This is a genomic window from Neorhizobium sp. CSC1952, assembly GCF_030378245.1.
GTDB lineage: Bacteria > Pseudomonadota > Alphaproteobacteria > Rhizobiales > Rhizobiaceae > Neorhizobium > Neorhizobium oryzae_A.
The window spans coordinates 3,017,085-3,032,135 of record NZ_CP128416.1 but is presented as its reverse complement, the minus strand read 5'-3'; the positions used below and the strand labels follow the sequence as shown (position 1 = coordinate 3,032,135).

At 64.5% G+C, this 15,051-nt stretch carries 12 protein-coding genes; 4 read left to right on the top strand and 8 right to left on the bottom strand.

The genetic code is table 11. The annotated features are described in order from the left end of the window. Window positions 1–90 precede the first annotated feature (90 nt). Entirely contained in the window at window positions 91–1,092 is a 1,002-nt protein-coding gene (locus tag QTA58_RS14700; RefSeq protein WP_289669420.1) for an ABC transporter permease, read from the bottom strand. Beyond that, window positions 1,092–2,615, bottom strand: coding sequence for a sugar ABC transporter ATP-binding protein (locus QTA58_RS14695; RefSeq protein WP_289669419.1), 1,524 nt, complete (start codon window positions 2,613–2,615; stop codon window positions 1,092–1,094). The genes QTA58_RS14700 and QTA58_RS14695 overlap by 1 nt, the downstream gene beginning before the upstream one ends. A gap of 288 nt (window positions 2,616–2,903) precedes the next feature. Here QTA58_RS14695 and QTA58_RS14690 point away from each other — a divergent pair, with 288 nt between their 5' ends. Then, window positions 2,904–4,307: an aspartate aminotransferase family protein gene (locus QTA58_RS14690; protein WP_289669418.1), complete on the top strand. Its 1,404-nt coding sequence runs from the start codon at window positions 2,904–2,906 to the stop codon at window positions 4,305–4,307. Here QTA58_RS14690 and QTA58_RS14685 read toward each other — a convergent pair. After that, complete coding sequence (locus QTA58_RS14685) at window positions 4,283–5,197, bottom strand: LysR family transcriptional regulator (RefSeq protein WP_289669416.1); 915 nt, start codon at window positions 5,195–5,197, stop codon at window positions 4,283–4,285. The two genes, QTA58_RS14690 and QTA58_RS14685, sit on opposite strands and share 25 nt — an antisense overlap. 93 nt (window positions 5,198–5,290) lie before the next feature. On the opposite strand from QTA58_RS14685, the gene QTA58_RS14680 reads away from it, so the two are divergent. After that, window positions 5,291–6,157, top strand: coding sequence for an aldo/keto reductase family oxidoreductase (locus QTA58_RS14680; protein WP_289669415.1), 867 nt, complete (start codon window positions 5,291–5,293; stop codon window positions 6,155–6,157). 144 nt (window positions 6,158–6,301) lie between these two features. Here the strand turns inward: QTA58_RS14680 and xylA are convergent, their stop codons facing one another. The 5 genes from xylA to QTA58_RS14655 form a co-directional block, all read right to left on the bottom strand. Next, on the bottom strand, window positions 6,302–7,612 hold the full coding sequence (gene xylA / locus QTA58_RS14675; protein ID WP_289669414.1) for a xylose isomerase: 1,311 nt from the start codon (window positions 7,610–7,612) through the stop codon (window positions 6,302–6,304). Between the two features lie 170 nt (window positions 7,613–7,782). Further along, complete coding sequence (xylB, locus tag QTA58_RS14670; protein ID WP_289669413.1) at window positions 7,783–9,237, bottom strand: xylulokinase; 1,455 nt, start codon at window positions 9,235–9,237, stop codon at window positions 7,783–7,785. Window positions 9,238–9,264: 27 nt separating this feature from the next. After that, complete coding sequence (locus QTA58_RS14665; protein ID WP_289669412.1) at window positions 9,265–10,305, bottom strand: LacI family DNA-binding transcriptional regulator; 1,041 nt, start codon at window positions 10,303–10,305, stop codon at window positions 9,265–9,267. A 200-nt stretch (window positions 10,306–10,505) separates the two neighbouring features. After that, entirely contained in the window at window positions 10,506–12,095 is a 1,590-nt protein-coding gene (locus tag QTA58_RS14660) for a DHA2 family efflux MFS transporter permease subunit (protein ID WP_289669411.1), read from the bottom strand. Between the two features lie 18 nt (window positions 12,096–12,113). Then, window positions 12,114–13,328, bottom strand: a complete 1,215-nt coding sequence (locus tag QTA58_RS14655; protein ID WP_085420779.1) for an HlyD family secretion protein — start codon at window positions 13,326–13,328, stop codon at window positions 12,114–12,116. 134 nt (window positions 13,329–13,462) lie between these two features. Here QTA58_RS14655 and QTA58_RS14650 point away from each other — a divergent pair, with 134 nt between their 5' ends. Both QTA58_RS14650 and QTA58_RS14645 read left to right on the top strand, forming a co-directional pair. Continuing rightward, a complete protein-coding gene (locus tag QTA58_RS14650) occupies window positions 13,463–14,164 on the top strand; it encodes a TetR/AcrR family transcriptional regulator (protein WP_085420292.1) in 702 nt (233 codons plus the stop codon). Between the two features lie 98 nt (window positions 14,165–14,262). After that, on the top strand, window positions 14,263–15,021 hold the full coding sequence (locus QTA58_RS14645; protein ID WP_085420780.1) for a TerC family protein: 759 nt from the start codon (window positions 14,263–14,265) through the stop codon (window positions 15,019–15,021). The last annotated feature ends 30 nt before the right edge of the window (window positions 15,022–15,051 follow it).

Here is a 15,051-nt window from a genome sequence, read left to right as displayed (position 1 = left end):
GTTCTCTCTCCCACAAGTGTTTCTAGGTCTGTTGATTGCGAGACCGGACGCGACCCTTCAGCCCGGCCAATTTCCTAAGCGACGGCTGCGCTATTTCCGCATCAGCGACCGCTGCACCAGCATGGCGATGATGATGATCGCTCCCTGGATCGCACCGATGAGATATTCGCTGACGAAGTTGGAAAGCAGCATGATGTTGCCGACGATTTCGAGAATGAATGCGCCGCAGACCGTGCCCCAGATGCGCCCGACGCCGCCACGAAGCGCCGTGCCGCCGACGACGACCGCGGTGATCGCCTGCAGTTCCCACAGAATGCCGGTCGTGGCCGAGGTGGAGCCGAGGCGCGGCACGTAGAGCAGCACCGCGACCGCGACGCAGAGACCCTGGACGACATAGGCGATGGTGCGCACCCGCTTGACCGAGATGCCGGAATAGCGGGCGACCTCCTCGTTGGAGCCGACGGCGATCACGTGCCGGCCGTAGCGGGTGCGGTAGAGCACGAAGGCGGCGATCGCGGCCGTGACGAAGATGATGACGATCGGCACCGGAATGCCGAAAACATCGCCGAAATAGACCGGCCGGTAGAGCGCCTGCAGTTCGCGGTCGCGCAGCGTGATCGCCCCGCCCTGGGAAAGCCAGGTCGTCAGCCCTCGATAGATGCCCATCGTGCCGAGCGTGGCGATGAAGGGCTCGATCCCGCCGACGGTGGTGATGAGGCCGTTGAAAAGCCCGCAGGCGGCGCCGAGCGCGATCGCCAGCAGCATCGCCGTGATCAGCATGAACATCGGATCGGCGATCGCACCGGAATTCATGAACAGGATCATCAGGCTCGCCACGAAGGCGACCATCGAGCCGACCGAAAGGTCGAGCCCGCCCGACGAGATCACATAGGTCGCGCCGAGTGCGATGATCGCGATGAAGGCGCTGCGGGTGATGACGTTCATCAGGTTCGCGACCGAAATGAAGTTCGGATTGGCGAAATAGCCGAGCACCAGGAGCAGCGCGAGCGCGATGAACGGCGCGATCGCCGCCATGTCCCAGTCCTTCGAAGTCTTCGGCGTCTTGGCCGTCTCGGTGGCGACGGTGCTCATCACGCGGCCTCCCCGGATTTGACGCCTGTCGCGAACTGGACGATCTCGTTCTCGTTCATATGCTCTCCCGTCACCTCGCCGACGATCCGGCCGGACCGCATGACGAGGATGCGGTCGCAGATGCCGATCAGTTCCGGCATTTCGGAGGAGACGACGATGATCGAGCGCCCCTCCTCCGCCAGCCTGGCGATGAATTTGTAGATCTGTTCCTTGTTGCCGATGTCGATACCACGCGTCGGCTCATCGATGATGACGATCGAGGGATCGAGCATCATCATCTTGGCGAGCAGCAGCTTCTGCTGGTTGCCGCCGGAAAGCTGGCCAGCCAGGATATCCTTGCGGCCGGTGCGGATGTCGAAATCGCGGATCGCCTGGTCGAGCGCATCGCTCTCCCTTTTCCGGTCGATCTGCAGCGCGCCGGCGAACCTGCCGAGCGAGGCGAGCGTCAGGTTGACGCGCAGGTCCTTGGCGAGCAGCAGGCCCTTGCCCTTCCGGTCTTCGGAAAGATAGGCGATGCCGGCTTTCAGGCTCGCATGCACGTCGCGGAAATTGACCGGCTGGCCGTTGAGGCGAACGCTGCCCCGGCTCGAGCGCAGGCCGACGAGCCCCTCCATGAGCTCCGTGCGGCCGGCGCCGACGAGACCGGCGAAGCCGAGGATCTCTCCCTTGCGCAGCTCGAATGACGCGTCCTGCGCGTAGCCCGGCACACTGAGGTGCCGGACCTCCAGCACCACCTCGCGGGCTTCCGCCGCCTGGCGGTCCGGATAGAGCTTCGCGACGTCGCGGCCGACCATCAGGCGGGCCATGTCGGCGGGTTCGAGCTCGCTCGCCTCGTGCGAGGCGACGAGCCGTCCGTCGCGCAGCACCGTCACGCGGTCGGCGATCTCCTTCACCTCCGGCAGGCGGTGGGAGATGTAGAGCACGCCCACGCCCTTGGCGCGGATATCCTTGATGACCTTGAGCAGCGCCTCGGTCTCGTGCGGCGTCAGCGACGCGGTCGGCTCGTCGAAGATGACGATGCGGTGCGGCACGAGCAGCACGCGGGCGATCTGCACGAGCTGGCGCTGGGCGATCGACAGGCGCGAGACGATGGCGTTCGGATCGATGTCGCCGCCGAGGTCGCGGATCGCTTGTCGCGCACCCTCGTTCATCGCCCGGTCGTCGACGGAGAGACCGCGCCTGAGTTCGCGGCCGAGATAGATGTTCTGCGCGACGGTGAGGTCCGGCGCGAGCAGGATTTCCTGGTGCACCAGCACGATGCCGCGATGTTCCGCATCCACGGGGCCGGAAAAGGTGACGGCCTCGCCGTCCATCCTGATCTCGCCCCTTGTCGGCGGCTGGTTGCCGGCGAGGATCTTCATCAGCGTCGACTTGCCGGCGCCGTTCTCGCCGATGATGGCATGCACCTCGCCGGCCTGGACCGTGAGATTGATGTCCTTCAGGACCTCGACGATGCCGAATGTCTTGGAAAGGCCCGTCGCCTCGAGAAGCGGGGCGGACGAGCTGGATGAGGCGGCGTTCATCGCCGGCCACCTGCGAAACGACAGTCGCGCACAGCCCGGCACCGGACCGCCCTGAGACCGACAGCGTGTATGGAAACGATGGACTGCACCCGAACTCCTCCCGACGGAAACGCTAGCCTAGATTCTGAGGTACGTAAAGCAGGATTCAACCCACAGGCGGCGGTTGGCATCGCGACTGTCATCACAAATAAGGGTATATTGATCCGGCGGCGGGCGACCGGCTCATTCGGGCCCCAATCCGAGGAATGCCCGCCGGACTTGAGGGGAGAACCCTTGGGGGGAGAAGCCATGACCACCGAGACACTGTTTTCGAACGCGGCGCGCCTCGCATCCCGGTTTCGCGAATCGGCTTCCGGGCGCCCTCACCGCCCGCTGCAGGATTATGCCGATGCGGTCCGGGCCTTTTCCGAGGACCTGCCGGATCGGGGAACCGATATGGAGGAGGTCCTCGAACTGCTTGTGGAAAAGGCGGACCCTGGGCTCCACCTGATGACCGGCCCCCGTTTCTTCGGCTGGGTCATCGGTGGTTCCCATCCGATGGGCGTGGCGGCCGATTTCCTGACGAGCGCCTGGGGACAGAATGCCGGCAACCACACGGCCTCTCCGGCCGCAGCCGCGGCCGAGCTGATCGCCGCGCGCTGGCTGCTCGACGTCCTTTCCCTGCCGCGCGGCTGCTCCGTCGGTTTCGTGACCGGCGCGACGGTCGCCAATTTCACGTGCCTCGCTGCCGCGCGGGGCGAAGTGCTGCGGAATGCCGGCTGGGACTGCGATGCCGACGGCCTGTTCGGCGCGCCGCCGATCACCGTGCTGATCGGAGACGATGCGCATACCACCGTCTTCTCCGCCCTTCAGTTCCTGGGACTCGGCCATGACCGCGTGGTCCGGGTTGCGACGGACGATCAGGGCAGGATCGACAACGCATCCTTTGCCCGGTCCGTTGCACGGGTGGACGGCCCGGTGATCGCCATTCTTCAGGCTGGCCAGATCAATACCGGCGCCTTTGACGACTTCGCCACGCTTATACCGCTGGCGAGGGAAAAGAACGCGTGGGTGCATGTCGACGGGGCATTCGGGCTCTGGGCGGCCGCTTCGCCGCGAACACGCCATCTGGCCCGCGATATCGGGGATGCCGACAGCTGGGCCACCGACGGCCACAAATGGCTGCAGACCCCCTACGACAGCGGTTATGCGATCGTGAGAAAGGAAGAAGCCCACCGGCGCGCCATGACGATCGCCGCCAGCTATCTGCCGCTCGCCGGGGAAGGCGAGCGCGATCCTTCCCATTACGTGCCGGAACTTTCCCGGCGGGCGCGGGGATTTGCAACCTGGGCGATGATGAAGCATCTGGGGCGCGACGGAATAGCCGCCCTGGTCGAAAACGCCTGCGATGCCGCCGCCGTGCTGGCCGACAGGCTCTCGACCGAACCCGGAATTGCGATTGCCAACAAGGTGGTGCTCAATCAGGTCGTCGTGCGTTTCGGAAGCGGCCTGCCGCAGGAAGAGGGCGACCGGCTGACGAAAAGAACGGTTTCCAGGCTGCAGCAGGAAGGATCGATCTTCGCAGGAGCAGCGACCTGGCGGGGCCGGCAGGTAATGCGCCTGTCGGTCTGCAACTACCAGACGACGGCGGCCGAGGCGGCGAATGCCGCCCGGACGATCATCGAGGCCTACCGCGCCGAAAAGATCGGCTGAGCCTTGACGAAGTCGATGAACGCCCTGAGCGGCGCCGGAACCAGCCGCCGGCCGGGATAGTAGAGGAACGGGCCTGAAAACCGCAGCCACCAAGGCTCCAGCACCGGCTCCAGCGCACCGCTGTCGAAGTGCGGACGCAGCCATTCCTCGAACAGGGCCACGACGCCGAGCCCCGACACCGCCGCGTCGATCGCGAGATCGCTTGCTCCCCCCGCCTGGACGATGAGCGGGCCTGTCGGATCGACGACGACGAGCTCGCCGTCCTTCTCGAACTCCCAGGGAGGCATCCGGCCGCTTGAGAAACGGTGGCGCAGGCAGGTATGGCGCAAAAGGTCACGGGGATGCTCGGGCCGCCCGTGACGATCCAAATAGGCGGGCGATGCGGCGGCGGCAAAACACTGAACCCTCGGGCCGATCGGCACGGCGATCATGTCCTGTTCCAGCCGCTCTTCATAACGGATGCCTGCGTCGCAGCCCGCCTTCAGGACATCGACGAAGTTCTCGTCCGTCATCACCTCCAGACGCACATCGGGATAGGCCTTGAGAAATTCCGGCACGATATGCGGCAGCACGAGCCGGGCGGCGCTGGCGGGCACGTTGAGGCGAAGCGAACCGACCGGCCGGTCGCGATAGCCGTTCACCACGTCGAGCGCCGCTTCCATCTCGTCGAACGCCGGGCCGACCCGCTCCAACAGCCCTTGACCGGCTTCGGTGGCGATGACGCTGCGCGTGGTTCTGTTCAGCAGCCGCACGCCGAGCTTCGTTTCAAGACGCCTGACGGCCTCGCTGAGGCTGGAGGCGCTGGCGTCGGATGAGCGCGCCGCCTCCCGAAAGCCACCGGCCCGCGCCACCGCAACGAAAGCCTCAAGATCGCTCGTCTCGATTTTCATTGTTCGCCGCTCCGCACAACCCGTCCGAATTGTAGCGCCTTATCCCGCCTATCACCAACCTCTATCTTTTGCCCATCAGCAAAGGAGACTCCCATGACCCTCGACACCGTCGGAACATTTTCACTCGGCGACCGCACCGTGAAACGGCTCGGCTATGGCGCCATGCAGCTCGCAGGCCCCGGCGTTTTCGGGCCGCCCAAGGACCGCGCCGCCGCCGTTGCCGTGCTCCGCGCCGCGATCGAGGCAGGCGTCGACCATATCGACACGAGCGACTTCTACGGGCCGCACGTCACCAACCAGATCATCCGCGAGGCCCTTCATCCCTATCCGGATAATCTCACCATCGTCACCAAGGTATCGGCCAGGCGCGGTCCGAATGCCGAATGGCTCCCGGCCATGTCCAAGGAAGAACTGACCGCTGCCGTCCACGACAACCTCCGCAATCTTGGCGTGGACGTCATCGACGTGGTCAATTTCCGCTCCATGCTCGACGTGCACGGCCCGGCGGAAGGCTCGATTGAGGAGCAGGTGACGGTGCTCGCAGACCTGCAGCGTCAGGGCCTGATCCGCCATATCGGCCTTTCCAACGTCACCGCGAAGCAGGTCGCCGACAGCCGCAAGATCACCGAGATCGTCTGCGTCCAGAACATGTACAACGTCGCCCAGCGGCAGGACGACGCCCTGATCGACCAGCTTGCCGAGGAAGGCATTGCCTACGTGCCCTTCTTCCCGCTCGGCGGCTTCTCGCCGCTCCAGTCCTCGACATTGAATGCCGTCGCCGAGGGGCTCGGCGCGAAGCCGATGCAGGTGGCGCTCGCCTGGCTCCTGCGCCGGTCGCCGAATATCCTGCTGATCCCCGGCACGTCTTCCGTCGCGCACCTGAAGGAAAACCTCGCGGCCGCGGTACTCGACCTGCCGGACGACGTCGTTCGCGAACTGGATGGGATTGGCGGCAAGTAGGCTGCGTGATGAGCCTACCCTCCCCTTGAGGGGGAGGGTCGGACCGAAGGTCCGGGGTGGGGTGACGGGCGCGCTCTACAACGTGTCACCCCCACCCATCGCTACGCGATGACCTCCCCCCTCAAGGGGGAGGTGTCTGCTCCCTCACACGTACCTGTTGACGACGTTTTCCAGATATTCCTGGCGGCCGGAGACCGGCTCCGGGTTGATGTTGTTCTTCTCCACCCAGGAGGCGATGTCGTCGAGCTTGTACTCGCCGCGCAGCATCTTCTGGTATTCGGGGCTGTCCCACTTCTCGTAGCGGGCGTCGAGCGGGGTCTTCAGCGCGCCGTCGTCCAGCATCCTGACCGCTGCCTTGAGGCCGCGGGCGCAGCAATCCATGCCGCCGATATGGCCGATCAGCAGGTCCTGCGGATCGAGCGACTGGCGGCGCAGCTTGGCGTCGAAGTTCGTGCCGCCGTTCCTGAAGCCGCCGCCGGCAAGGATGTGGTAATAGGCGAGCGCCATTTCCGGCACGTTGTTCGGGAACTGGTCGGTATCCCAGCCGGACTGCATGTCGTTGCGGTTCATGTCGATCGAACCGAAGATGCCGAACGTGTTCGCCATGGCGATCTCGTGCTCGAAGGAATGGCCGGCAAGGATCGCGTGGCCCTGTTCGATATTGACCTTAACCTCCTTTTCGAGCCCGTTCTTCTGCAGGAAGGCATAGACGGTCGAGACGTCGTAGTCGTACTGGTGCTTGGTCGGCTCCTGCGGCTTCGGCTCGATCAGGATCGTGCCTTCGAAACCGATCTTATACTTGTATTCGACCACCAGGTTCAGGAAGCGGCCGAGCTGGTCGAGCTCGCGGGTGAAATCGGTGTTGAGAATGGTCTCGTAGCCCTCGCGGCCGCCCCAGAGCACGTAATTGACGCCGCCGAGGCGCTTGGTTGCATCGAGGCAGGTCTTCACGGTCGCCGCGGCGAAAGCGAAGACGTCGGGGTCCGGATTGGTGGCGGCACCCGCCATGTAGCGGCGGTTGGAGAAGAGGTTCGCCGTGCCCCAAAGCAGCTTCACGCCGGTTTCCGCCTGCTTCTTCTCGAAGTAATCAACGATTTCGTTGAGGTTCTTCGTGTTTTCAGCGAAGTTGTTGCCTTCCGGGCGAACGTCGGCGTCGTGGAAGCAATAGAACGGCGCGCCGAGCAACTGGAAGAATTCGAAGGCGACGTCAGCCTTCATCTTGGCCGCTTCCATCGTGTCGGAAAACCAGGGGCGCAGGAAGGTCTGGCCGCCGAACGGATCGCCGCCCGGCCATGTGAAGGTGTGCCAATAGGCGACCGCGAAGCGCAGATGATCCTCCATGCGCTTGCCGGCGACGACCTCATCCGGATTGTAATGACGGAAAGCGAGCGGATTGGTGCTCTCCGGCCCTTCGTATCTGATCTTCTGGATGTCTCCGAAAAAGCCTGTGGTCATGGTAGGTTCCTCCTTGGGATAAGATTGTCGGTTGGTGAGCAGGCCCCCTCATCCGCCTGCCGGCACCTTCTCCCCGCCGGGGAGAAGGGATTTGCAGCGGCGCCTCCGTCCCCTTCTCCCCTCGGGGAGAAGGTGGCCCGAAGGGCCGGATGAGGGGGCCTTTCAAATTCTCAATGCGCCAGCGCCTTCAGCGCCGGATAAGCCGCCCGATACCGCCCGTAAGCGACCTCGTAGGCATCCGAGAGAGCCGCGACCGGCTCGATCGTCTCCTCCGTCTTCGGCGCCGTGCAGACCGCGAGCGGATCGGCGCCGGTCGCGGCGATCAGGCCGAGCCGGGCCGCACCGAAAGCCGCGCCGAAATCGCCGTCCGCCGGGATGTCCACCGGCACGCCGAGCGAGGTCGCGATCGATTGCAGCCAGTAGCGCGAGCGCGAGCCGCCACCGATCGCGGTGACGCGGGAAATCGAGGTGCCGGCGGATTTCAGGGCCTCCAGGTTGTCGCGGATCGCGAACGTCACGCCTTCGAGCACCGCCTGGGTCAGCACCGCACGGCTCGATTCGTGCCCGAGGCCGATGAAGGCGCCGCGGATCTCCGCATCGTTGTGCGGCGTGCGCTCGCCGGAAAGATAGGGCAGGAAGGTGACGCCGGTCGGCGCCTTGAGCGTGTCGCCCAGCTCCCCGGCAAGCTCGGCGGCGGATTTTCCCGCGACATGCGAATACCAGTTGAGCGCGTCGGTCGCCGACAGGATGACGCCCATCTGGTGCCAGGTCTTCGGCAGGGCGTGGCAGAAGGCGTGCACAGCGCTTTCCGGCTTCGGCAGATAGGAGGCGTTGGCGGCGAAAAGCACGCCGGACGTACCGAGCGAGACGAAGGCATGCCCCTCGCCCACCGTGCCCATGCCGCAGGCGGACGCGGCATTGTCGCCCGCCCCGCCGGCGATGACCACATCACCGGAAATGCCCCAGGCCGCGGCGAGCTCCCGGCTCAGCTTGCCGGCCTGCTCTGTGCCTTCCACCAGCGACGGCATCTGTTTCTCCGAAAGGCCGGTGGCGGCTAGAAGCTCGGGCGACCATTTTCTGGCACCCGTGTCGAGCCATGAGGTGCCCGCCGAATCCGACATTTCGGAAATGTGCTCGCCGGTCAGCCAGAGGCGCAGAAAATCCTTCGGCAACAGGACCTTGGCGACTTTAGCGAAGATTTCAGGTTCGTGCTTCTTCACCCAGACGAGTTTCGGCGCCGTGAAACCCGGAAAGACGATGTTGCCCGTGATCCTGCGGAACCGGGGATCGGCATCGAGGGCAGCAGCTTCTTCATGGGAGCGCGTGTCGTTCCAGAGGATGCAGGGGCGCAGCACCTTGTCCTCGGCGTCGAGCAGCGTGGCGCCATGCATCTGGCCGGACAGGCCGATGCCCTTCACGGCGGCAAGCTCCTTCGGGAACTTCGCCTTGAGGCCCGCGACGGCCTCCTCGGTCGCGCGGATCCAGTGGGCCGGGTCCTGTTCCGACCAGCCGGAATGCGGGCGGGAGACGTCGAGCGCGCCGCTCGCCGAGCCGACGATCTTCTGATCGCCGCCGATCAGCATCGCCTTGACGCCCGACGTGCCGAGATCGAGACCCAGATACATGGTGCTTCTCCTTTGTGCCTCTGCTTCTCAGGGCAGATTGTCCTTCAAGAATATGTCGATGCGGATGCGCTCCTGCGCTGCGATCACCGGCAGCCCGTCCGCCTTGGCCTTCAGGACGCGGATGGCGCTGCGCACCTCGTGACCCGCATCCTGGTTCAGCACCGCGTCGATGACGCCGTCCATCAGCGCCGCGCGGGTCGAGGCAGTCAGCTCATGGGCGATGACGACGGGCCGCCTCGGTGTTCCCGCCTTCTGCACCGCGCGGATGAGGCCGCGGTTTCCCGCACCGAGACTGTAGATGCCGGCCATGTCCGGATGACGGCGGAGCGCATCGTAAATCGTCGTCTCGGCGAGCGCCGGGTCGTCGCGCCCTTCCAGCACCGGCAGGATACGGATATCCGGGTAATTGTCCTGGATGACGGTCGAAAAGCCTTCCAGCCGCTCGCGATGGTCTCGCACCAGCATGGAGCCGGCGAGCACCGTGACGTAGCGCACGTGTCCCCCAGTCAAGGGGTCGCTGAGGAACCGCCCCATCAGGCTGCCCGCCGTGCGGCCCGCGGCGATATTGTCGATGCCCGCATAATGGTCGCGCGGAGAGTCCGGCAGGTCGGAGACGAGCGTGACGATCGGAATGCCCGCTTCCCTGAGGCGCCCCGCCGCGGCGCGGACGTCCGGCGCATCGATGGCGACGAAGGCGACGCCTGCGGGCTTTTCCGCAAGCACCTTGTCGAGCGCTGCGACCAGCGCCTCCGGATCGAAGGGCGGCACGTCGACGATGCGGATGTCGGTGCGCTCGGCGCTCGACCGGGCGATCGCGCCGCGCACCTCCTCATGCAGGCCGATCATGAAGGAATTGTCGTTGGCGGGCAGGATGAAGGTGAAGGAATAGGTGCGGCCCTTGGCGAGGTTGGCGGCGGCGAGATCGCGCACGTAACCGAGGGACGCGATCACCTCTTCGACCTTCGAGCGGGTGACGGCCCTCACGCCCGGCCTGTCGTTGAGAACCCGGTCGACGGTCGCGAGGCTGACGCCTGCGATCTTCGCGATGTCGTGGACAGTGGGCTTCATGAATTCCTCCGTAAGAGGTCGTAGCCCAATTTTTGAGGTACGTAAATCAGAATTTGCGAAGGCTTGCGGAATCCTGTCCCTCGAAGAAAAAGGGCCGCTGCTTGCGCAGCGACCCCTTTCCGGCGGTGGAACCTGTAAACTCTCTGTTTCCGCATGCCGCCGTCCGAAACCGGTTCCATGTCCGGACGGCATGCGCGGGATCAATGGCCGCCGCCGCCGCCTCCCGGCCGCGCGGGCTTGGCGATCAGGAAGACGAAGAAGATCAGGCTGCCGAACAGCGCCGTCAGGATGACGAAGACGTCCATGAAGGACAGCAGCCAGGCCTGCTGGGTGATCATCTCCGAAATCCTCTTCAATGCCGCCGAATCCCCGTCCATGCCATAGGAGTTGAAATTGCCGGCAACGCTGTTCAGCCACTCGAGCGCAGCGGGATTGCCGTAGTTCACGTGTTCGGCAAGCCGCGCATAGTGGTCGTCGGTGCGCTGGGTCAGGATGGTGTTGATGATCGCAAGGCCGACGGCGCCGCCGAGGTTGCGGGTCAGGTTGAAGAGACCCGACGCGCCCTGGATGCGCTGCGGCGACAGCGTGCCGAGCGCGATATTGCTGATCGGCACCATGCACATCATCATGCCGAAGCCGCGCAGGATCTGCGGCAGGAACAGTTCCCAGAAATCCCAGTCCGCGGTGATGCCGGTCATCAGCCAGGTTCCGAGCGCAAACGCGCCGAAGCCGATCGCCATCATGATGCGCAGGTCCACGATGTTCGACAGCCGGCCGACGATCGGCGCGGAGACGAACATGGCAATGCCCGAGACGAACATGGTCTCGCCGATCATCAGCGAATCGTATCCGCGGATACGGCCGAGATAGAGCGGATAGAGATAGGTGAGCCCGTAAAGGCCGACGCCCATGATGAAGGAGAACAGGGAGCCGAAGGCGAAGTTCGCATTGGTGAAGGCTCTCAGATCCACGACCGGGAACTCGACCTTGAAGGCGCGCCAGAAGAAGACCACGGCCCCGATGGCGATGAAGACGGTGCCGACGACGATCCTCTCGTCGCTGAACCAGTCCTTGTTGTTGCCCTCTTCCAGCACGTATTCCAGCGAACCCAGGAAAACGGCCATGGAGATGAGCCCCCACCAGTCGAACCGCTTCATGAGCTGCAATTGCGGCTTGTCGAAGTCGATCATCGTGAAGGTGACGGCCGTGACGAGGATGCCCGGAATGATGTTGACCAGGAACAGCCAGTGCCAGGAGAAGGAATTGCTGAGGTAGCCGCCGACGGTCGGGCCGATGGTCGGCGCGAGCGTCGCGACGAGGCCGATGATCGGCGAGACGATGCTGCGCTTCGACGGCGGGAAGATGGTGAAGGCGGCCGCGAAGACGGAGGGGATCATGCCGCCGCCGATGAAGCCCTGCAGCGCCCGGTAGACGATCATCTGCTCGATATTGGTCGCGGTCGCGCAGAGCGCGCTGGCGATGGTGAAGCCCGCCGCGCATATGGAAAAGAGATAACGCGTGGAAATGATGCGCGCCAGCGTGCCCGACAGCGGGATCATGATCACTTCGGCGATCAGATAGGAGGTCTGCACCCAGGCGATCTCGTCCGAGCCGGCGGAGAGTCCGGCCTGGATCTCCGCGAGCGACGCGGAGACGATCTGGATGTCGAGGATCGACATGAACATGCCGAAGACCATCGCGAAGAAGGCGATGAGCTTGCGCCGGTCCATGGGTTGGTCGGCGGGCATTGCCAGGGGTGGGGTGCCCGCCACGGCCGTTGCGTTTGCCATGGCCGTTCTCCTTGAAGCTTACTTGACCGCCGCGACCGCGCTGTCGCTCGGCGCCGTGCGGGTATCGACGTCGACCACGACGCTGAGCCCCGCCCGCAGGTGCTCGCGTTCCAGCACGTCCTTCGGGATTGCGATGCGGACCGGCACGCGCTGCACGACCTTGGTGAAATTGCCCGTGGCGTTTTCCGGCGGCAGCATCGAGAAGACGGCGCCCGACGCCGGAGCGATCGAGACGACGGTGCCTTCGACGGTGTGGTCGTCATAGGCGTCCACATGCACGCGCACCTTCGAGCCCGGCTGCAGGTGGCCGATCTGCGTCTCCTTGAAATTCGCCTCGATATAGAGCTCGGTGAGCGGCACCAGCGAGGCCAGCCGCTTGCCGACGGAGACGAGGTCGCCCGTCTGGACGGCGACATTGCCGATGACGCCGTCATAGGGCGCCTTCAGAACCGTGAAGTCCAGGTCGCGCTGCGCCTGGTTGCGGGCGATCTCCTGGGTGCGGACGGTGTTGACCGCTTCCTTGCGCTGCGCCTGCAGGAGGCCGAGATTGGCCTCGGCCGAGGCGACGGCCGCCTGGCCGGCGACGAGGTTGGCGCGGGCCTGTTCGAGAGCGATCTGCGCATTGTCGAGATCGGCCGCGGTGCCGACGGATTTCGCCGCCAGTTCGCTCGCCCGCTTGTAGGTGATCTCGGCGCCGCGGACGGCGGCTTCGAGTGCGCCCTGCTGGGCCTTGGACTGGTCGAGCGCCGCCTGGCCGCCGACGATCTGCGCGTCGATGCGCGAAACGGCGAGGTTGGCAGCTTCGACGTCGGCCTCCGCCTTTTCGAGCGCCAGCCTGTAATCGCCGTCGTCGAGCGTCACGAGCGGATCGCCGGCCTTGACAGACTGGTTCTCGATGACGTTCACCTTGGCGACGTAACCTGATACCTTGGGCGAGATGACGGCGATATCGCCTTCAATATAGGCGTCGTCGGTCGAAACCAGGAACCGACCGTCGATCCACCAGTTGTAACCGTACCAGGCAGCGCCGCCGAGGAGGGCAAGCGCGATGATCGGCAGCAGCAGACTGCGCCGCTTTTTGGGAGGAGCCGGGACGGCCGCAGGCGCCGCAATCGCTTCGGCTGCCGCGGGCTGTTCCGCAGCAGGCGTGTTTTCGCGCGCTTCGGCTTCCACCAGGCGAGCATTATCCGTCGTCACGGCGCGCAGTGCGCCCGCATTCTGAGAGGCCGTCATCTTCATGTACCGTCTTGGGAGCTTGCTATTCCATCGAACCGAACGGTTCAGTGCGCTTGACATAGACCTTTCAATGACACATATCAAGAGCAATCGAACCACTCGGTTCGAAAAGGTTAAAAAAAGGCATTGAAATGGCGAGGCAGACAAGGAAGCTGGAAAAATCCGATCCGGGCCCAGCCGGACGTTTCGCAGCGGGCGAGGACCCTGCGAAGCGCGAACAGATCATCGACGGCGCCAAGGCCGTCTTCATGAAGCTGGGCTTCGATGCGGCCAGCATGAACGACATCACCCGCGAGGCGGGCGTCTCCAAGGGCACGATCTACGTCTATTTCCAGAACAAGGAAGACCTCTTCGGCGCGATCGTGGCGCGCGAGAAGGAGCGCATCACGGCCCGCATGCGCGATATCCTCGCAGGCAGCGAAGAGGTCGAGGACGGTCTCTATCGTTTCGGCATCGGCTTTACCACCCATATCACCTCTCCCTCGGTGATCAACGCCATGCGCACGGTGATCGGCGTCGTCGACCGCATGCCGAGCCTCTGTCGGTATTTCTTCAATTCGTCTTCGATCAACGTCCGCACCGTGCTGGACGACTTCATCAAGCGGCACGTGTCGCTCGGCAATCTCAAGGTGGAGGACACGGATCTGGCGGCCCGCCAGTTCATCGACATGACGAGCGGCACCTTCTTCAAGTTCCGGCTGTTCGGCGATCTCGACGACGTGCCGCCGCGGGACGAGATGGATCGGACCGTCAAGGGCGCGATCCGGGTCTTCATGGCGGCTTACGGCAACCATGATGCATCCGTGACTGCAAAAACTCCGGAACCAGCCTGATTTCAGGAGGTTGCGCGCAATCTCCCCTTGTCTTTGCGTCTCCAGCTCTTAAATCGGACGGGGCAATTACGCCTTGAGATTGAAAAGGGGATATGGGGATGGACATTGCAGCGCTCGTAGCAGACCCGGCGGCCTGGGTAGCGCTCGTTACACTCGTGGTCATGGAGGTCGTGCTCGGCATCGACAACCTGATCTTCATCTCCATCCTCACCAACAAACTGCCGGCGGAGCACCGCGAGAGAGCCCGCAAGATCGGCATCGGTCTGGCGCTCGTCATGCGGCTCGCGCTGCTCGGCACCGTCGCCTGGATCGTGCAGCTCACCACGCCGATCTTCACGGCCTTCGGCCACGGCTTCTCGTGGAAGGACCTGATCCTGATCGCCGGCGGCCTCTTCCTCGTCTGGAAGGCGACCAAGGAAATCCATCACAGCGTCGATCCCGTCGACCACAAGGAGGATATGGTGGGCGGCGCGGCCTCCATCACCTTCGGCTCGGCGATCGGCCAGATCCTGCTACTCGACCTCGTCTTCTCGATCGACAGCATCATCACCGCCGTCGGCATGACGCCGCACCTGCCGATCATGATCATCGCCGTCATCGCCGCCGTGACCGTCATGCTGCTTGCGGCCACCCCGCTTGCCAATTTCATCGAGCGCAACCCGACGATCGTGATGCTGGCGCTCGCCTTCCTGCTGATGATCGGCACGACGCTGATCGCCGAAGGCATGGGCTTCCACGTGCCGAAGGGCTACGTCTACGCGGCGATGGCCTTCTCGGCACTCGTCGAATTGCTGAACATGTGGGCCCGCAATGCCCGGGAGCGGAAGAAAACGGCCGGGCAGACGACGGTGCATTGAGGTCTCCCACCTCCCCCTTGAGGGGGGAGG